We start from the raw sequence: 17,770 nt of genomic DNA on the forward strand, positions 1-17,770 counted from the left end.
GGGTCCAGATTAGTCCCATCGCAATCAGGAGGACATGTCGGTGAAACCTGAATCCGCTTCTGAGCTTTTCTCCGGGCCTTTCGCTCTCGGTACTTTCTCGGCCGCGAGCGGTCCGGCTTTCCCTGGTCTCATCGACCGCGAGGGGCAGGTCCTGGACCTGCGGACGGCTCTGTCCGACCCGGCGCTGACGATGCGGGGTCTGCTGGAGCGCTGGTCGGCCGTTCTCCCGCAGCTGCGCGAGCTGGCCTCCAGCTCCGAGCCCGTACGGCGCCCGCTGGAGGAACTCCGTGTGCTCGCGCCCGTCGAGCCGCGGCAGATCTTCCAGTCCGGCGCGAACTACCGCCAGCACGTCATCGACCTGCATGTCGCTCATCGGGCTCCGGACGACGACCGCCCCGAGGAGGAGCGGCGCGCCGAGGCGGCCGAGATCATGGACCGCCGTGCCGCGGAGGACCTGCCCTACGTGTTCATCGGGCTGCCCAGTTCGGTCACCGGCCCCTACGACGACGTCACGCTGCCGGCCTGGGCGGCGAAGCCGGACTGGGAGCTGGAGCTGGTCGCGGTGATCGGCCGGCCCGCCCATCAGGTCTCCGTCGAGGAGGCGCTGGAGTACGTCGCGGGCTACACGATCGCCAACGACCTGACCGACCGGGCGACGGTGTTCCGCAGGGACATGCCGCAGATCGGCACGGACTGGCTGCGCAGCAAGAACGCCCCCGGGTTCACCCCGCTGGGGCCGTGGATCGTGCCGGCCGAGTCCATCGGCGACACCGGCGACCTGCAGCTGACCTTGAAGCTGAACGGCGAGGTCATGCAGGACGAGTCCACCAAGGACATGATCTTCGACGTCGCGCGCATGGTGGCCTACGCCTCCCAGACGGCGCGGCTTCTGCCCGGCGACCTCGTGCTCACCGGTTCCCCCGCGGGCAACGGCATGCACTGGGGCCGGCTGCTGCGCGACGGCGACGTCATGGACGCGTCCATCACCGGTCTCGGTGCTCAGCGCACCCGCTGCCTCGCGGAGGAGTCGTGAACCGTACCGATCCCGAGGGCGCGATCGCCCAGGCCGCCAAGGAATGCTCCAACTGGGGCCGCTGGGGGCAGGACGACCGGCTGGGCACCGTGAACTTCCTGGACGAGGCCAAGCGCCGCGAAGGTGCGGCGCTCGTCAGGCGCGGCGTCAGCTTCTCGCTCTCGCAGCGCTTCGACATCGACGGCCCGCAGAAGGGCTGGCGGCGCCGGACCAACCCCGTCCACACCATGCTGGACACCGGAACCGACGCGGCCCTGGGCAACCAGGGACTCCCCCACGGCATCGGCGGCGCCGACGACGTGATCGCGATGCCGCTGCAGTGCTCCACGCAGTGGGACGGGCTCGGCCACATCTTCGACCACGGCAAGGCGTGGAACGGGCGGCCCGCGGAACAGGTCGTCACCTCCGACGGCGACCAGGTCACCGGCATCGAGCACATGGCCCCGCACGTCGCCGGCCGTGCCGTGCTCCTCGACGTCGGCCGCGTCGCGGGCGAGGACGGCGAGCTGCCGGACGGGTTCGCGATCACCGAAGAACACCTGACGGCCGCCGCCGAGGCCCACGGCGTCGCGGTCGGGCGCGGCGACATCGTCCTCGTACGGACCGGGCAGCTCGCCCGGGTCCGCCGGAATGGCTGGGGCGACTACGCCGGCGGCGCCGCCCCCGGTCTGTCGTTCACCACCGCGTCCTGGCTGCACGGCAGCGAGATCGCCGCGATCGCGACCGACACCTGGGGCTTCGAGGTGCGGCCCAACGAGTTCGACCACGCCTTCCAGCCCCTGCACCAGGTCGCCATCCCGCACATCGGCCTGTTGATCGGCGAGATGTGGGACTTCGAGGCCCTCGCCGAGGACTGCGCGGCCGACGGCGTGTACGCGTTCTGGCTCACCGCGGCCCCCCTGCCCATCACCGGCGCCGTCGGGTCCCCCGTCAACCCCGTCGCCGTCAAGTAGTCCCGGGGCCCACAGCCCGAGGAACAAGGGAGTTCCCCATGAGCACACCCCGCAAGGTCCTGGTCGTCGGAGGCGGAGCGGCCGGCAACGCCGCCACGATCCTGCTGCGCCGCGCCGGGATCGACGTCGACCTCGTCGAGGCGAAGGACGACTGGAACGCCACCGCCGGCTCCGGCATCACCCTCCAGGGCAACGCGCTGCGCGTCCTGCGCGAACTCGGCGTCTGGGACGAGGTGAAGGCCTCCGGCTTCCCCTTCGGATCGGTCGGCATCACCGCGCCCGACGGCACCGTCCTGCACGTCCAGCGCGACCTGCGCACCGGCGGCGACGACCTGCCCGCCACCGTCGGCATGCAGCGGCCGCGGCTCCAGCAGATCCTGATCGACGCCGTCCGCGCCAGCGGCGCGACCGTCCGCCTGGGCACGACCGCCACGATCCAGGACCAGGACGCCACCGGTGTCTCGGTCCTGTTCGGTGACGGCAGCGAGCACCGCTACGACCTGGTGATCGCCGCCGACGGTCTGGGCTCCGCCACGCGGGCCCAGATCGGGATCACCGACAAGCCCGAACCGACCGGCATGGCCATCTGGCGCGTCGCCGCCCCCCGGCCCGCCGGGGTCCAGCACACCGACCTCGCCTACGGTGGGCCCGCGTTCATCGCCGGCTACTGCCCCACCAGCGACACCACGCTGTACGCGTACGTCGTCGAGAAGAACCGCGACCGCTCCTCCATACCCCCCGAGTCCTACGCCCGGGAGATGGTCCGTCTCGCCTCGGCCTACGGAGGCGCCTGGCCGGAGATCACCGCGACGATCACCGACCCGTCGAAGGTCAACTACACGTGGTTCGACCGGCTGCTCGTCGAGGGAGCCTGGCACCGCGGCCGGGTCGTGCTCGTCGGGGACGCCGCCCACTGCTGTCCGCCCACGATGGCGCAGGGAGCGGCCCTGTCCCTGGAGGACTCCTGGGTCCTGGCCCAGATGCTGATCGCCTCGGACACCTGGGACGACGAACTGCTCCAGGCCTACTACGAACGCCGGATCGCACGGGTCCGCCCGGTCGTGGAGGGCTCGGTCCAGATCGGCCAGTGGCAGCTCGACGGCGTCCGCGACGCCGATGTCCCCGGGCTGATGGCCCGCACCATGACCATGCTCAGGGAGCTCCCGTGACCACCCCGACCGTGGACGTCCACGCCCACGTCCTGCTGCCGCAGATCGAGGCGCTCGTCGCGGGCCTTCCCGGACACGCCGAGGCCAAGGCGCTCGACGCCCGTCGCAACGGGCCCGACGCGCTCGCCGTCAGCGGGCCCATGGTCCGCGACCGCATCCCGGCCCTGACCGATCCCGCCGTCCGGCTCGCGCGGATGGACGCCCAGGGCGTCGACGTGCAGCTCGTGAGCCCTTCGCCGTCGCACTACCACTACTGGGCGGACGCGGACACAGCGGAGAAGGTCTACCGCCTGGCCAACGAGGCGACCGCCGCGCACTGCGCGGCGGCACCCGCCCGGCTGAAGGGCCTGGGGCTGGCCCCGCTCCAGCACCCCGAACTCCTCGTTCCCGCCCTGGACCACGCTCTGGAGCAGGGGCTGGCCGGAGTGGAGATCTCCAGCCACGCCCCCGGCCGGGAGCTGTCCGACCCGGCCTACGAGCCGCTGTGGGCGCGCACCGAGGAGACCGGGGCCGTCATTTTCCTGCACCCCTTCGGCTGCACCCTCGACGAGCGCATCAGCCAGTGGTACCTGTCCAACACCGTGGGCCAGCCGACCGAGAACGCCGTCGCCCTCTCTCACCTGATCTTCTCCGGCGTCCTCGACCGGCACCCCGGGCTGCGGATCGTCGCGGCTCACGGAGGCGGCTACCTGCCCACCCACATCGGGCGCAGCGACCACGCCTGGCGGGCCAGGACCGACGCGTCGGCCGGATGCGCCGAGCTCCCCAGCAGCTACCTGCGGCGCCTGTACTTCGACTCGCTCGTGCACGACCCGAAGGTGCTGCGGGCCCTGGTGGAAGCGGCCGGCGCGGACCGGGTGGTGCTCGGCTCGGACTTCCCCTTCGACATGGGATCCGACGACCCCGTCGGCGCGCTGCGCGCGGCGGACCTGTCCGAGACCGACTTCCACGCCGTCCGCGGCGGCAACGCCGCCGCCCTGCTCGACCTCTCCCCCGCCTGAGGAGGCACCCCATGACGAACAACCGCCTGCTCACCCACCTGCGACACGTCGACCTCGCCGTGCCCGACTACGACAAGCAGCTCGACTTCTACGCCGGGGTGTGGGGGCTGACCAAGGTCGCGGAGGACTCCGGCATCTCCTTCCTCGCCGCCGAGGGCAGCCCCGAGCAGTACGTCGTCCGGCTGCGCAAGGCCGACGAGAAGCGTCTCGACCTGGTGTCCTACGGCGCCGCGGCCCCGGCCGACGTGGACACCCTCGCCGAACAACTCCTGGCCGGCGGCGTGCAGCTGGTCTCGCGGCCCGGCACGGTCGACACCCCCGGCGGCGGCTACGGCTTCCGGTTCTTCGACATCGACGGCCGCACCATCGAGGTCTCCGCCGACGTCGCGGTCCGCCGGCACCGCAAGATCGAGGAGAAGGAGGCGATCCCGGTCAAGCTGTCGCACGTCGTGCTCAACTCCCCCGACCTGGAGCGCACCCGCGCCTGGTACGAGCGGCACCTCGGCTTCCGGCTGTCCGACACGCTCAGCTCGCCCCACATGGGCGAGGTCATGCACTTCATGCGGATCAGCTCCCAGCACCACTCCATGGCACTGGCGAAGGGCCCGCACACCTCCCTGCACCACATCTCCTTCGAGATGCGCGGCATCGACGAGTACATGCGCGGTTCGGGCCGGGTCCTGCGGGCCGGCCACACGAAGATCTGGGGGCCGGGCCGGCACATGGCCGGCGACAACACCTTCACCTACTTCCTCGACCCGCACGGCAACACCGTCGAGTACACCACCGAGCTGGAGAACCTCGACGAGGACACCTGGCACCCCCACGTCTACGACTTCTCCCAGCCCGAGGTCACCGACCAGTGGGGCACCGCCAACGCGATGAACGAGCTCGTCGCGAAGGAGTCGTTCAACGACCCCGACCGCGGCTGCTTCCTCGCCCCGCCGGTCTAGTCCGACAGCCGGCGTCCGGCCGGCCCGGCCTCCGGCCGCCCGATCCCCGGGAACGCGGCGGACCCTGTCCGCCCTGACTGCCACCGCCGCGTTCCCGGCTCCGGTCCACGGGACCGGGCCGCCCGAAGAAGGCCGGCAACGGGCCTTCCCTCCGTCCCGGACGGCCCGGTCCCGTGTCCCCCGTTTCTCCACCTGGGAGCCGCACCATGCGCTTCGCCGCTTACGCATACCGGCACCGGAACCGCGTCGCCGTCGTCGAGGACGACGGCACCCTGTTCCCGCTGCCCGGAGTCACCTCGCTCACGGACCTGATCCGCGACACCGACGGCCTGCCGGGCCTCCTCTCCGCCGGAGCCGCGGCCCTGGACGTTCCGCCCGGACCGCACGTCTCCGAAGTCCGGCTGCTCTCGCCGCTCCAGCCCTCCTCGATCAGGGACTTCGTCACCTTCGAGGAGCACGTCGAAGGCGTGCGCCGCTCCGTCAGCGGCGAATCCGGTGTGCCCGCCCAGTGGTACGAGGCACCCACCTACTACTTCACCAACCCCCACGCCGTCTTCGGCCCCCATGACGACGTCCCCATGCCCCCCGGGTCGTCCGTGCTCGACTTCGAGCTGGAGGTGGCGGCCGTCATCGGCCGCGAGGGCCGTGATCTCACCCCGGAGCAGGCACGGGAGCACATCGTCGGGTACACGGTCTTCAACGACTGGTCGGCGCGGGACCTGCAGTCCGCCGAGATGAAGGTCGGACTCGGCCCCTGCAAGGGCAAGGACACCGCCACCACCCTCGGCCCCTACCTGGTGACGGCGGACGAGCTGGAGCCCTACCGCGATGCCGACGGCTTCCTGCGGCTGGCCCTGACGGCCGAGGTCAACGGCGAGAAGGTCGGCAGCGACCTGCTGTCCAACATGAGCTGGACGTTCGAGGAGATGACCTCCTACGCCTCGCGCGGCACCCGGATCGCCTCCGGCGATGTCCTCGGCTCCGGGACCTGCGGCAACGGCGGGTGCCTCGCCGAGCTCTGGGGCCGCAACGGCCGGCAGGCCCCGCCGCCGCTCAAGCCCGGCGACACCGTCACCCTGACCGTGGAGGCCATCGGCTCCCTCACCACCCGCGTGGTCCCGGGCACCGAGCCGGTCGCGCTGCCCAAGGGCCGGCGCCGTAACCGGGAGCGGCCGTGAACGGCGGGCGCCTGGCGGGCAAGGTCGTCGTCGTCACGGGCGCCGCCCGCGGCCAGGGCGCGGCCGAGGCGGCAGCCCTGGAGCGCGAGGGTGCCACGGTCGTCGCCACGGACGTGAACAGCGGGGAGGGCGTCCGCCGGCTCGACGTCACCCTGGCCGACGACTGGGCCGACCTGGCCGACCATCTGCGGGACGCCTACGGGGCCGTCCACGGCCTGGTCAACAACGCCGGCATCACCTGGCGGGCCCGGCTGGACGAGGTCACCGCCGAGGACATGAGCTGTGTGCACGCCGTCAACGTGAACGGCCCGCTCCTGGGCATCCAGCACCTCGCCCCGCTGATGCCGCCGGGCTCGTCCGTCGTGAACGTCGGCTCGTCCGCCGCGCTGACCGCCCACTACCCGGTGGCGTACACGACGAGCAAGTGGGCCCTGCGCGGGCTTTCGAAGACGGCAGCCCTGGAACTGGGCCCGCGGGGAATCCGGGTGAACACGATCCACCCCGGATTCATCGAGACCGAGATGACGGCCTCCGCCGCACCGGCCTTCCGCGAGTCGAACATCCGCGAGACGCCGCTCGGCCGTGTGGGCACGGTCGACGAGGTGACCCCCCTGGTGGTCTTCCTCCTGTGCGACGACTCGTCGTTCATCACCGGCGCGGAGATACCGGTCGACGGCGGCCTCACCTCGCACGGCGGGGTGAAGTCGGTGTCCGACGCCCTGCTCGACGGAGCAGGCCGATGAAGCGGCTGGAGGGCAAGGTCGCCCTGATCTCGGGCACCGCCCGCGGGCTGGGGAAGGCCGCGGCGCTCCACTTCGCCGCCGAGGGCGCCCTGGTCGTCGGCGGAGACCTCCTGCACGACGAGGCGCTGGAGACGCAGCGGCAGATCGGCCGTGAGGGCGGCACCGCCCTCACACCGGGGCCCTTGGACGTCACCCGGCCCGATTCCGTCGAGACCTGGGTGGCGGAAGCGGCCGAGGCGTTCGGCGGCGTCGACATCGTCCTCACCCACGCCGGCTCGGTGCGGTTCGGATCCCTGACCGAGCAGCCCTATGCCGACTACACGACCACCGTGCGCTCCGAACTGGACTCGGTGTGGCTCACCGCCCGCGCCGCGTGGCCCCATCTGACCCGCAGCCGCGGATGCGTCGTCACCATCGGTTCGACGGCCGGAATCAGGGCCTCGCTGTCCAACCACCGCACCGCGCACTCCGCCGCGAAGGGAGGGGTGATCGCCCTGACGCGCCAGCTGGCCGCCGAGGGTTCGGCGCACGGCATCCGCGCCAACTGCATCAGCCCGGGCCTGATCGACACCGAGGGCGCACGCGACAACCTTCTCGCGGAGACCCATCCCCTGCGCCACGCCGCCCGGCACATCCCCCTCGGCCGCCTCGGAACCCCTCAGGACATCGCCCGGGTCGCGGCCTTCCTCGCCTCCGAGGAAGCCTCCTACGTCTCCGGCGCCCATCTCGTCGCCGACGGCGGCTGGTCCGCCGTGCTGCCGGGCCCCCTCACCTGAAAGGACACCCGGAACCGTGGACAAGGTCGTCCGGAAACCCGCCGACGCCGTCGCCGACGTCCCCGACGGCGCCTCGCTCGCCGTCGGCGGGTTCGGTCTCAACGGCATCCCCGAGACCCTGATCCGTGCCCTGCACGCCCTGGGCGTGACAGGCCTCCAGGTCGTCTCCAACAACTGTGGCGTCGACGACCGCGGTCTCGGCATCCTGCTCGCCGCCGGGCGCATCAGCCGGGTCACCGGCTCCTACGTCGGCGAGAACAAGGAGTTCGCCCGCCAATACCTCAGCGGAGAGCTGGAGGTCGAACTCGTCCCGCAGGGCACCCTCGCCGAGCGCCTGCGCGCCGGCGGCTGCGGAATCCCCGCCTTCTACACCCCGGCTGGAGTCGGCACCCAGGTCGCCGACGGCGGCCTGCCCTGGCGCTACGCCGCCGACGGCACGGTCGCCCTCCCCTCCCCCGCCAAGGAGACCCGGGAGTACGACGGCCGGCCCCACGTCCTGGAGCGCGGCATCACCACCGACTTCGCCCTCGTCCGCGCCTGGCGCGGCGACCGGCACGGCAACCTCGTCTTCCGCCGCGCCGCCGCCAACTTCAACCCGCTCGCCGCGATGGCCGGTCGGACCACGATCGCCGAGGTCGAGGAACTCGTCGAGCCCGGCGCCCTCGACCCCGACCAGGTCCACCTCCCCGGCGTCTTCGTCCAGCGCGTCGTACCCCTCACCCCCGCCCAGGCGGCCGACAAGCAGATCGAGAAGAGGACGGTGCGCGCCTGATGTCCTGGAACCGCAACCAGATGGCCGCCCGGGCCGCCGCCGAGCTGACCGACGGCTCGTACGTGAACCTCGGCATCGGCCTGCCGACCCTCATCCCCGCGTACGTGCCGGCCGGCGTGCACGTGGTGCTGCACTCCGAGAACGGCATCCTCGGCACCGGCCCCTACCCGTCCGAGGACGAGGTCGACCCCGACCTCATCAACGCCGGCAAGGAAACCGTCACCGTCCTGCCCGGGGCATCGTTCTTCGACTCGGCGCTGTCGTTCGGGATGATCCGCGGCGGGCACATCGACACCGCCGTCCTGGGCGCCATGCAGGTCTCGGCGGCCGGCGACCTGGCGAACTGGATGATCCCCGGCAAGATGGTCAAGGGCATGGGCGGCGCCATGGACCTCGTCCATGGCGCGCGCCGGGTCATCGTGCTGACGGAGCACACCGCCAAGGACGGCAGCCCGAAGATCGTCGACGAGTGCGCCCTCCCCCTCACCGGCCGCGGTTGCGTCGACCGGATCATCACCGACCTCGGCGTCCTCGATGTCACAACCCGCGGCCTCGCTCTGGTGGAGACCGCACCCGACGTCACCGTCGAGGACATCCGCGCCCGCACCGGCGCCTTCGTGCACGTCGACAGCACCGCCGCCGCCTGCTGACCGTCCTTCCACCCCTGCGGGCCCGCGCACGGACCCGCAGGAGTTCCCCGCTGCTGCCCCGATGGTCCGTACACCAATGATCCCGACGCAGAAGATCCACCGGGTCGGGAGGCAGATCGACCCCCGTCCTTCAAGGAGGCACCTACCCGTGACGCCCTCGCCCCTGCACATCGCCGTCGTCGGCGGCGGCATCGGCGGTCTGGCCGCCGCCCTCGCCGTCGCCCGCTCCGGTCACCGCGTGACCGTGGTGGAGCGCGCCGCCCGGTTCAGCGAGATCGGGGCCGGCCTCCAGCTGGCTCCGAACGCCTCGCTGGCGCTGGAGGAGCTCGGCGTCCTCGACGCCGTGCGGCGCTCCGCCGTCGCCCCGCCCCGGCTCGTCATGATGGACGCGCTCACCGGCAAGCAGGTCACCGCCCTCGACCTGCGTGGCGACGCCTACCGCAGCCGCTTCAAGCACCCCTACCTCGTCACCCACCGCACCGACCTCCACGGCGCCCTCCTCGCCGCCTGCGAGGAGCACCCGTCGATCACCCTGCTCACCGGACGCACCGTCACCGACGTGGCCCAGACGCCGGCCGAGGTGCGCCTGCACTTCGCCGAGACGCCCGAACGGCTCGCGGCGGACGCCGTGGTGGCCGCCGACGGCCTGCACTCACGGCTCCGGCAGATCCTCGTGAACGACGGCGCCCCCGTCTGCTCGAAGTACGTCGCGTACCGCGGCGCCCTGCCCGTCACCAGCATGACCGGGGCGATGGCGCAGCACGCCACGACGGAGTCGGTCATCGTCTGGGCCGGACCGCGCATGCACCTCGTGCAGTACCCGGTGCGCCGCGGCGAGCTCTACAACCAGGTCGCCGTCTTCGAGAGCGACCACTACGACCCCGACTCCGACGACTGGGGCACCGAGGCCGAGCTGGAGGAGCGGTTCGCCGGTTCCTGCGACGCCGTGCGCGACGCCCTGCCCCTGGTCGCCAGGGACCGGCGCTGGCCGCTGTTCGACCGGCTCCCGATCACGGACTGGGTGCACGACCGCATCGTGCTGCTGGGGGACGCCGCGCACCCGATGCTGCAGTACCTGGCCCAGGGCGCCTGTCAGGCGCTGGAGGACGCGGTGGCCCTCGGCCGCGCTCTGCGCGATCACGGCCGTCCGGAGGAGGCGTTCGCGTCGTACGCCGCCCTGCGAACCGGGCGGGCCGCGTCGATCCAGACGAACGCGCGACGGTTCGGCGAGATCTGCCACCTGGACGGCATGGGCGCCTTCCTGCGCAACCAGCTCTTGTCCGACCGCACCCCCGAGGACTTCGACGACATCGCCTGGGTGTGGACCTCCGCCGGCGACCTGCAGCCCGCGCCCACCCCGTGAGCCACCACCGCGAGGAGACACCATGACCGACGACCCCGCCTACAAGGCCCTCGACGAGCTCGGCGCCGCACCGCTGTGGCGGTTCTACGGCAACCTGTTCCCCGCCCAGCCCCGCAGCAGGGCCGTCCCCTACCGGTGGAGCTGGAAGGAGCTGCGGCCGCACCTGCTGCACTTCTCGCGGACCCTGTCGCTGGAGGAGGCCGAACGCCGGGTCCTCATGCTGGTCAACCCCGGGCTCACCGACCCGCCCGCCACGGTCAACACCCTGTACGCGGGCCTGCAGATCATCCTGCCCGGCGAGACCGCCCAGGCCCACCGGCACACCTCCAACGCCTTCCGCTTCATCCTGGAGGGCGACGGGGCCTGGACCACCGTCAACGGCGAGCGCGTCTTCATGTCCCCCGGCGACCTGCTGCTCACCCCGGGCTGGCACTGGCACGACCACACCCACGAGGGCGACGCGCCGATGATCTGGCTCGACGCCCTGGACTACCCCCTGGTCAACGCGCTGGAGGCGGGCTTCTACGAGAAGTACCCGCAGCGGCTCCAGCCGGTGACCCGTCCCGACGACGCCGGCAGCCGGCAGTTCCTCCACGGTCGCCTGACTCCCACTTGGATCACGCCCGCCGGGCCGAACTCACCGGTCACCCGCTACACCTGGGCCGAGACCAGCCGGGCCCTGGAGGCCATCGCGGACACCGCCGAAGGCAGCGACGTCGACGGCATCGTCCTGGAGTACACCAACCCCTGGACCGGCGGCCCCGTCATGCCCACCATCGGCTGCCGGATCCAGCGGCTGCGACCGGGCTTCCAGGGCGCGGGCCGCCGCCACACCGCTTCCACCATCTTCAGCGTGGTCCGCGGCGAAGGCGCCACCGTCGTCGACGGCAAGCGCCTGGACTGGGCGGAGAACGACACCTTCGCCGTCCCCGGCTGGGCCTCCTACCGGCACCTGAACACCTCGAAGTCCGCCGACGCGGTCCTGTTCTCGTACGGCGACGAGCCCGTGATGCGGTCCCTGGGCCTCTACCGCAGCGAGACCGCCGACCCCGGCGCCTGATCACTCCCCCACTTCTCCCACACCACCAAGGAGGCCACGATGCGCCTGGCCCTGTTCGACAAGGGACGTCTCGGCATCGTCGACGGCGACACCATCACCGACGTGACCGAGCAGGTCACCCGCTCCTCCGCCGGTCCGGCCGGCGTGCTCCAGCAGTACATCGAGGCGCTGTCCGACGCCTCCGCTCCCGTACTCGACCCGGCCGTCGGGCGCCGCGTGGCGCTCGCCGACGTGTCGCTGGAGGCCCCGCTGCCCCGCCCCGGCAAGATCATCGGTGCTCCGGTCAACTACCTCGACCACAAGGCCGAGATGGACTACCCCACGTCCATCGCCGACCTGGGCGTCTTCCTGAAGGCCAACTCCTCCGTGATCGGCCCGGACCAGGACGTCGTCCTGCCCTACTCCGACGTCCGCACCGACCAGGAAGGCGAACTGGCCGTCGTCATCGGCCGGACCGCGTCGCACGTCAGCGCCGACGAAGCCCTCGACCACGTCTTCGGCTACACCTGCCTGCTGGACATCACCGTCCGCTCCGGCGAGGACCGCTCCACCCGCAAGTCCTTCGACACCTTCACCCCCCTCGGCCCCTGGATCGTCACCGCCGACGAGATCGCCGACCCCGACCGGCTGGACCTGCGCTGCGACGTGGCCGGCGAGACCCGGCAGAGCACCAACACCGCGTACCTCATCTTCGGCGTGCGCGAACTGGTCGCCTACGCCTCCTCGGTGATGACCCTGTACCCCGGCGACGTGATCGCGACGGGCACCCCGGCCGGAGTCGGGCCGCTCAGCGACGGGGACCGCGTCGTCGTCGAGATCGAGAAGATCGGCCGGCTCGAAGTCGGGGTGGACGGGTCCCGGGCCACCCCGTACGCGTCCCGCCCCGGGCACCGCCGCGGCTGATCCCCTCCTCGCGGGCCGGAGCCGGCGCGACCGGTGCCGGCCCGCACGACTTCACGAGCGGAAGGCCACCGTGACCGAAGCCCTCGACCTGGACCGCTACGCCGGTCACCTGATCCGGCGCGCCGAGCAGGTCCACACGTCGCTCTGGAGCAGGTTCGTCTCCGAGACCGTGACCTCGCAACAGTTCGCCGTGCTCAACGCCGTGCGGGACAGGGAGGGAATCGACCAGAGCACCGTCGCGCAGCTGACATCGCTGGACAGGTCCACGGCCCACCACATCGTGCGCAGGCTGAGCGACCGGAACCACCTCAGCCGCACGCAGGACCCGGCGGACCGACGGCGGACCCTGCTGGCCCTGACGGACGAGGGAAGGCGACTGCACTCCGCCCTCGCTCCGGCCGCGGAAAGGATCAACGGTGAACTGCTCGCCACCTTCCCGTACGAGGAGCGGGACGAGGTGATGCGCATCCTTTCCCGCCTCGCCCAGCACGGTCCCCTGCGGACCGGCGACCCCGCCCGACCCGCCGGGGAGAGGGCGAGCGGGGTCTGACATCAGGGCTGCGGAGTGCTCGACCTGCGGACGACGAGCTCCGGCCGGAGCACGATGCCGGTGTGCTGATGGCCGCGCTCCGGGTCCGGCGGCTCGATCTCCCGCAGCAGGAGCCCGGCTGCCAGGCGGCCGATCTCCGCGGCCGGATGGCGCACCGAGGTCAGCGGGATGAGGCTCGCCTCCGCGAACTCGATGTCGTCGTAGCCGACGACGGCGAGGTCGTCCGGGACACGCACGCCCGCGTCGAAGGTCGTCTGCATGACGCCGAGGGCCAAGAGGTCGTTCGCGCAGAAAACAGCCGTGGGCCGGGGTGAGAGGCCGAGGAGTCGCGCTCCGGCGTCCCGGCCGGCGCTGACGTCCAGCCTTTCGGCAGGGATGTCGACGATCGCGTCGGTGCCCAGCCCCGCCTCCTCCACCGCGCGGGCAAGCCCCTCACGCCGGTCCCGGACCTGCTGCAGATGGCCGGGGCCGTGCACATAAGCGATGCGTCGATGGCCGGCGGCGAGCAGATGCCTGCCCGCCAGACCGCCTCCCAGGACGTCGTCAGCAGCCACTGAACAGGCGGTCCGCGTGTCGACCGCTCGGTCGACGACGACGAAGGGGATGTTCGCGCGCCGCAGCGCTTGCCACGGTTCACCGTCAGAGGCGACCGGCGCGAACAGGACACCGCGAAGACGCTGCTCGACGAAGAGCGACAGATAGCCCTGCTCGGCCGCGGCGCTCTCGGCACTGTTGCACACCATCACGCCCAGGCCCGCCTCGGCGGCCACCTGTTCGGTTCCTTGGGCGAGGACGGCGAAGAAGGGGTTGCCGGTGTCCATGACCAACAGCCCCAGCATGCGGCTGTGGCCCGCGCGGAGCTGCCGCGCCGACTCGCTCCGGACGTACCCCAGCAGGTCGATCGCCGCGTGGACACGGGCCCGGATCTCGTGGGAGACGCGTTCGGGCCTGTTCAGGACGTTGGAGACCGTCCCCACGGACACGCCCGCCTGGCGCGCCACGTCCTTGATGCCCACCACTGCCGACCATCCGTTCGCATCGAAATCCGTATGCCCGACATCCTAGGGCGACCTCACGTCACCTGAGTGAATCGTTTCATAGCATTTCGATCGCAGCTCCTTGACCAGCGATCGATTCCGTGTTTCGGTGTGAGTGAAACGATTCATACCGCCGTCGCGTATCGCGCGGCCCTGGTTCCGAGGTTGCCCAATGACTGTCGTACGGGACGCCGTGAAGGCCGCGCTCAAGGCCCAGCGCATCGAGACTCCCTCCTGGGGCTACGGGAACTCCGGCACCCGCTTCAAGGTGTTCGCGCAGTCCGGCGTCCCGAGGACCCCGTGGGAGAAGCTCGACGACGCGTCGAAGGTTCACGAGTTCACCGGTGTCGCGCCGAAGGTGTCCCTGCACATCCCGTGGGACCGGGTCGAGGACTACGCCGCCCTCGCGGCGTACGCGAAGGAGCGCGGCCTGGAGCTGGGCGCGATCAACTCCAACACCTTCCAGGACGACGACTACCGCCTGGGCAGCGTCTGCCACCCGGACCCGAAGGTCCGCCGCAAGGCCGTCGGCCACCTCCTGGAATGCGTCGACATCATGGACGCCACCGGCTCCACGGACCTGAAACTGTGGTTCGCCGACGGCACCAACTACCCGGGCCAGGACGACATCGCCGGCCGCCAGGAGCGGCTCGCCGAGTCCCTCGCCGAGGTGTACGCGCGGCTCGGCGAGGACCAGCGGATCCTGCTGGAGTACAAGTTCTTCGAGCCCGCCTTCTACACCACCGACGTCCCGGACTGGGGCACCGCCTACGCCCACTGCCTCAAGCTCGGCCCGAAGGCACAGGTCGTGGTCGACACCGGGCACCACGCGCCGGGCACCAACATCGAGTTCATCGTCGCCCTGCTGCTGCGGGAGGGACGGCTCGGCGGCTTCGACTTCAACTCGCGCTTCTACGCGGACGACGACCTGATGGTCGGCTCCGCCGATCCCTTCCAGCTGTTCCGGATCATGCACGAGGTCGCCAAGAACGGTGGGCTGCGGACCGAGACGAACGTGGCCTTCATGCTCGACCAGTGCCACAACATCGAGGCGAAGATCCCGGCCGTCATCCGTTCGGTGATGAACGTCCAGGAAGCCACCGCCAAGGCTCTCCTCGTCGACCGCGACGCGCTCACCGCCGCACAGGCCGCCGGTGACGTCCTCGCCGCCAACGCGGTGCTCATGGACGCGTACAACACGGACGTCCGCCCCCTGCTGCGCGAAGTCCGCGAGGAGCAGGGCCTGCACCCCGACCCGGTCGCCGCGTACGCGGCGTCCGGGTGGCAGGAGCGGATCGCCTCCGAGCGCGTCGGCGGCGAGCAGGCCGGCTGGGGCGCCTGACAGCTCTGCTCCTCCCGCAGGCCCGCCGATCCGAACGGCTCTCGCGCCGCGCAGGCGCCCCTCACTTCCTCCTCCGCACGCTGCACACCGAAGGACCGATCTCCCATGGCCACGCATCCCGAAGTCGCCGCCCTCCTCGGCCGCGCACACCGGCTGGGCTCCGACCCCCGCAACACCAACTACGCCGGCGGCAACGCCTCCGCCAAGGGCTCCGTCACCGACCCTGTCACCGGCTCCGACACGGAGCTGATGTGGGTGAAGGGCTCCGGGGGCGACCTCGGCACCCTCGCCGAGGACGGCCTCGCCGTCCTGCGGCTCGACCGGCTGCGGGCCCTGAAGGACGTGTACCCGGGCGTCGAGCACGAGGACGAGATGGTCGCCGCGTTCGACTACTGCCTCCACGGCAAGGGCGGGGCCGCTCCGTCCATCGACACCGCCATGCACGGCCTGGTGGACGCCGCGCACGTGGACCACCTGCACCCGGACTCGGGCATCGCGCTGGCCTGCGCCGCCGACGGGGAGAAGCTGACGGCGGAGTGCTACGGCGGCAAGGTGGCCTGGGTGCCGTGGCGGCGGCCCGGCTTCCAGCTCGGCCTGGACATAGCGGCGATCAAGGAAGCCCACCCCGAGGCCGTCGGCGTGGTGCTCGGCGGGCACGGCATCACCGCCTGGGGCGCCACCTCCGAGGAGTGCGAGACCAACGCGCTGTGGATGATCCGCACGGCGGAGACGTTCCTCGCCGAGCGGGGTAAGGAGCAGCCGTTCGGCGCCCCGCTGGACGGCTACGCGGCGCTGGACGAGGCCGAACGCCGCGAGCGGGCCGCCGCGCTCGCCCCGGTGATCCGCGCCCTGGCCTCCCAGGACCGTCCCCAGGTCGGGCACTTCACCGACTCCGAGACCGTCCTGGACTTCCTCGCCCACGACCGGCATCCGCGTCTGGCGGCCCTGGGCACCTCCTGCCCCGACCACTTCCTGCGCACCAAGGTCCGCCCCCTCGTCCTGGACCTGCCGCCGACGGCCCCGCTGGAGGAGGCCGTGGCCCGGCTCAAGGCACTGCACGTCGAGTACCGGCAGGAGTACGCCGCCTACTACGCCCGCCACGCCACCGCCGACTCGCCGGCCATGCGCGGCGCGGACCCGGCGATCGTCCTGGTCCCCGGCGTCGGGATGTTCTCCTTCGGCAAGGACAAGCAGACCGCGCGGGTAGCGGGCGAGTTCTACGTCAACGCCATCAACGTGATGCGCGGCGCCGAGGCGGTGTCGTCGTACGCCCCCATCAAGGAGGCGGAGAAGTTCCGCATCGAGTACTGGGAGCTGGAGGAGGCCAAGCTGCGGCGGATGCCGGAGCCGAAGCCCCTCGCCACCCGCGTGGCGCTGGTGACGGGCGCGGGCTCGGGCATCGGCAAGGCCATCGCACAGCGGCTGGTCGCGGAGGGCGCCTGCGTCGTCGTCGCGGACCTGAACGGCGACAACGCCGCCTCGGTCGCCGAGGAGCTGGGCGGGCCCGACAAGGCGGTGGCGGTCACGGTGGACGTGACCTCCGAGGAGCAGATCAGCGCCGCGTTCCGCGAGGCCGTCCTCGCCTTCGGTGGCGTCGACCTCGTCGTCAACAACGCCGGCATCTCCATCTCCAAGCCCCTGCTGGAGACGACCGCCAAGGACTGGGACCTCCAGCACGACATCATGGCCCGCGGCTCCTTCCTGGTCTCCCGCGAGGCCGCGAGCATCATGATCGAACAGGGCCTCGGTGGCGACATCGTCTACATCGCGTCGAAGAACGCGGTCTTCGCCGGTCCGAACAACATCGCCTACTCCGCCACCAAGGCCGACCAGGCCCACCAGGTGCGGCTGCTCGCCGCCGAGCTCGGCGAGCACGGCATCCGCGTCAACGGCGTCAACCCCGACGGCGTGGTGCGCGGATCCGGGATCTTCGCCGCCGGCTGGGGCGCCCAGCGCGCCGCCACCTACGGCATCGAGGAGGAAAAGCTCGGCGAGTTCTACGCCCAGCGCACCCTCCTCAAGCGCGAGGTGCTCCCCGAACACGTCGCCAACGCGGTCTTCGCCCTCACCGGCGGCGACCTCACCCACACCACCGGCCTCCACGTCCCCGTCGACGCCGGTGTCGCCGCCGCCTTCCTGCGCTGAAGGCCCCTCGACCGCGCCTGGGGCAGGTGACTGACGCACCCGCCCCAGGCGCACCCGCGGACCGGCGGCACGAAGCCGTACGGGAACCGGCCCTGACACCGCGCCCCAGGCGCCGCCGGTCCGCCCTTTCCCTGTCCTTCCC

17 protein-coding genes are annotated in these 17,770 nt (G+C 71.6%); 16 read left to right on the forward strand and 1 reads right to left on the reverse strand.

Annotated elements, in window-relative coordinates; genetic code table 11:
* Nucleotides 1-34 precede the first annotated feature (34 nt).
* The 14 genes from IE287_RS10895 (at nt 35) to IE287_RS10960 (ending at nt 13,104) form a co-directional block, all read left to right on the forward strand.
* On the forward strand, nt 35-1,033 hold the full coding sequence (locus IE287_RS10895) for a fumarylacetoacetate hydrolase family protein (RefSeq protein WP_189848755.1): 999 nt from the start codon (nt 35-37) through the stop codon (nt 1,031-1,033).
* Nucleotides 1,030-1,986 (forward strand): cyclase family protein, encoded by a 957-nt coding sequence (locus IE287_RS10900; protein ID WP_189848756.1) that lies wholly within the window; start codon nt 1,030-1,032, stop codon nt 1,984-1,986. Before IE287_RS10895 ends, IE287_RS10900 begins: the two co-directional genes overlap by 4 nt.
* Nucleotides 1,987-2,024: 38 nt before the next feature.
* Nucleotides 2,025-3,155, forward strand: a complete 1,131-nt coding sequence (locus IE287_RS10905) for an FAD-dependent oxidoreductase (RefSeq protein WP_189848757.1) — start codon at nt 2,025-2,027, stop codon at nt 3,153-3,155.
* Nucleotides 3,152-4,156 (forward strand): amidohydrolase family protein, encoded by a 1,005-nt coding sequence (locus IE287_RS10910; RefSeq protein WP_189848758.1) that lies wholly within the window; start codon nt 3,152-3,154, stop codon nt 4,154-4,156. Before IE287_RS10905 ends, IE287_RS10910 begins: the two co-directional genes overlap by 4 nt.
* A gap of 11 nt (nt 4,157-4,167) precedes the next feature.
* Complete coding sequence (locus IE287_RS10915) at nt 4,168-5,109, forward strand: VOC family protein (protein WP_189848759.1); 942 nt, start codon at nt 4,168-4,170, stop codon at nt 5,107-5,109.
* 206 nt (nt 5,110-5,315) lie between these two features.
* Complete coding sequence (locus tag IE287_RS10920; RefSeq protein WP_189848760.1) at nt 5,316-6,287, forward strand: fumarylacetoacetate hydrolase family protein; 972 nt, start codon at nt 5,316-5,318, stop codon at nt 6,285-6,287.
* Complete coding sequence (locus IE287_RS10925) at nt 6,284-7,030, forward strand: SDR family NAD(P)-dependent oxidoreductase (protein WP_189848761.1); 747 nt, start codon at nt 6,284-6,286, stop codon at nt 7,028-7,030. The genes IE287_RS10920 and IE287_RS10925 overlap by 4 nt, the downstream gene beginning before the upstream one ends.
* Complete coding sequence (locus tag IE287_RS10930; RefSeq protein WP_189848762.1) at nt 7,027-7,806, forward strand: SDR family NAD(P)-dependent oxidoreductase; 780 nt, start codon at nt 7,027-7,029, stop codon at nt 7,804-7,806. The genes IE287_RS10925 and IE287_RS10930 overlap by 4 nt, the downstream gene beginning before the upstream one ends.
* Before the next feature lie 16 nt (nt 7,807-7,822).
* The gene (locus IE287_RS10935) at nt 7,823-8,578 is read left to right on the forward strand and encodes a CoA transferase subunit A (protein ID WP_189848763.1); all 756 of its coding nucleotides are present in this window, start codon (nt 7,823-7,825) and stop codon (nt 8,576-8,578) included.
* On the forward strand, nt 8,578-9,228 hold the full coding sequence (locus IE287_RS10940) for a CoA transferase subunit B (RefSeq protein WP_189848764.1): 651 nt from the start codon (nt 8,578-8,580) through the stop codon (nt 9,226-9,228). The genes IE287_RS10935 and IE287_RS10940 overlap by 1 nt, the downstream gene beginning before the upstream one ends.
* Before the next feature lie 148 nt (nt 9,229-9,376).
* Nucleotides 9,377-10,591 carry an FAD-dependent monooxygenase gene (locus IE287_RS10945; protein ID WP_229883400.1) on the forward strand — a complete coding sequence of 405 codons (1,215 nt, stop codon included), beginning with the start codon at nt 9,377-9,379 and terminating at the stop codon, nt 10,589-10,591.
* A gap of 22 nt (nt 10,592-10,613) precedes the next feature.
* Nucleotides 10,614-11,651, forward strand: coding sequence for a cupin domain-containing protein (locus IE287_RS10950; protein WP_189848766.1), 1,038 nt, complete (start codon nt 10,614-10,616; stop codon nt 11,649-11,651).
* Nucleotides 11,652-11,690: 39 nt separating this feature from the next.
* Complete coding sequence (locus tag IE287_RS10955; protein ID WP_189848767.1) at nt 11,691-12,554, forward strand: fumarylacetoacetate hydrolase family protein; 864 nt, start codon at nt 11,691-11,693, stop codon at nt 12,552-12,554.
* 70 nt (nt 12,555-12,624) lie between these two features.
* Nucleotides 12,625-13,104 carry a MarR family winged helix-turn-helix transcriptional regulator gene (locus tag IE287_RS10960; protein WP_189848768.1) on the forward strand — a complete coding sequence of 160 codons (480 nt, stop codon included), beginning with the start codon at nt 12,625-12,627 and terminating at the stop codon, nt 13,102-13,104.
* 2 nt (nt 13,105-13,106) lie between these two features.
* Here IE287_RS10960 and IE287_RS10965 read toward each other — a convergent pair whose 3' ends face one another.
* Nucleotides 13,107-14,123, reverse strand: a complete 1,017-nt coding sequence (locus IE287_RS10965) for a LacI family DNA-binding transcriptional regulator (protein WP_189848769.1) — start codon at nt 14,121-14,123, stop codon at nt 13,107-13,109.
* Nucleotides 14,124-14,313: 190 nt separating this feature from the next.
* Here IE287_RS10965 and rhaI point away from each other — a divergent pair, with 190 nt between their 5' ends.
* On the forward strand, nt 14,314-15,483 hold the full coding sequence (gene rhaI, locus IE287_RS10970) for an L-rhamnose isomerase (protein WP_189848770.1): 1,170 nt from the start codon (nt 14,314-14,316) through the stop codon (nt 15,481-15,483).
* A gap of 105 nt (nt 15,484-15,588) precedes the next feature.
* Nucleotides 15,589-17,628 (forward strand): bifunctional aldolase/short-chain dehydrogenase, encoded by a 2,040-nt coding sequence (locus IE287_RS10975; protein WP_189848771.1) that lies wholly within the window; start codon nt 15,589-15,591, stop codon nt 17,626-17,628.
* The last annotated feature ends 142 nt before the right edge of the window (nt 17,629-17,770 follow it).

This window comes from Streptomyces omiyaensis (genome assembly GCF_014650895.1).
GTDB classification, from domain to species: domain Bacteria; phylum Actinomycetota; class Actinomycetes; order Streptomycetales; family Streptomycetaceae; genus Streptomyces; species Streptomyces omiyaensis.

Bases quoted from the DNA above. Each gene is read 5' to 3' on its own strand.
- IE287_RS10915 (WP_189848759.1), top strand. From the start codon at position 4,168: ATGACGAACAACCGCCTGCTCACCCACCTGCGACACGTCGACCTCGCC.
- IE287_RS10955 (WP_189848767.1), top strand. From the start codon at position 11,691: ATGCGCCTGGCCCTGTTCGACAAGGGACGTCTCGGCATCGTCGACGGC.
- IE287_RS10905 (WP_189848757.1), top strand. From the start codon at position 2,025: ATGAGCACACCCCGCAAGGTCCTGGTCGTCGGAGGCGGAGCGGCCGGC.
- IE287_RS10975 (WP_189848771.1), top strand. From the start codon at position 15,589: ATGGCCACGCATCCCGAAGTCGCCGCCCTCCTCGGCCGCGCACACCGG.
- IE287_RS10895 (WP_189848755.1), top strand. From the start codon at position 35: ATGTCGGTGAAACCTGAATCCGCTTCTGAGCTTTTCTCCGGGCCTTTC.
- IE287_RS10920 (WP_189848760.1), top strand. From the start codon at position 5,316: ATGCGCTTCGCCGCTTACGCATACCGGCACCGGAACCGCGTCGCCGTC.
- IE287_RS10950 (WP_189848766.1), top strand. From the start codon at position 10,614: ATGACCGACGACCCCGCCTACAAGGCCCTCGACGAGCTCGGCGCCGCA.
- IE287_RS10940 (WP_189848764.1), top strand. From the start codon at position 8,578: ATGTCCTGGAACCGCAACCAGATGGCCGCCCGGGCCGCCGCCGAGCTG.
- rhaI (WP_189848770.1), top strand. From the start codon at position 14,314: ATGACTGTCGTACGGGACGCCGTGAAGGCCGCGCTCAAGGCCCAGCGC.
- IE287_RS10930 (WP_189848762.1), top strand. From the start codon at position 7,027: ATGAAGCGGCTGGAGGGCAAGGTCGCCCTGATCTCGGGCACCGCCCGC.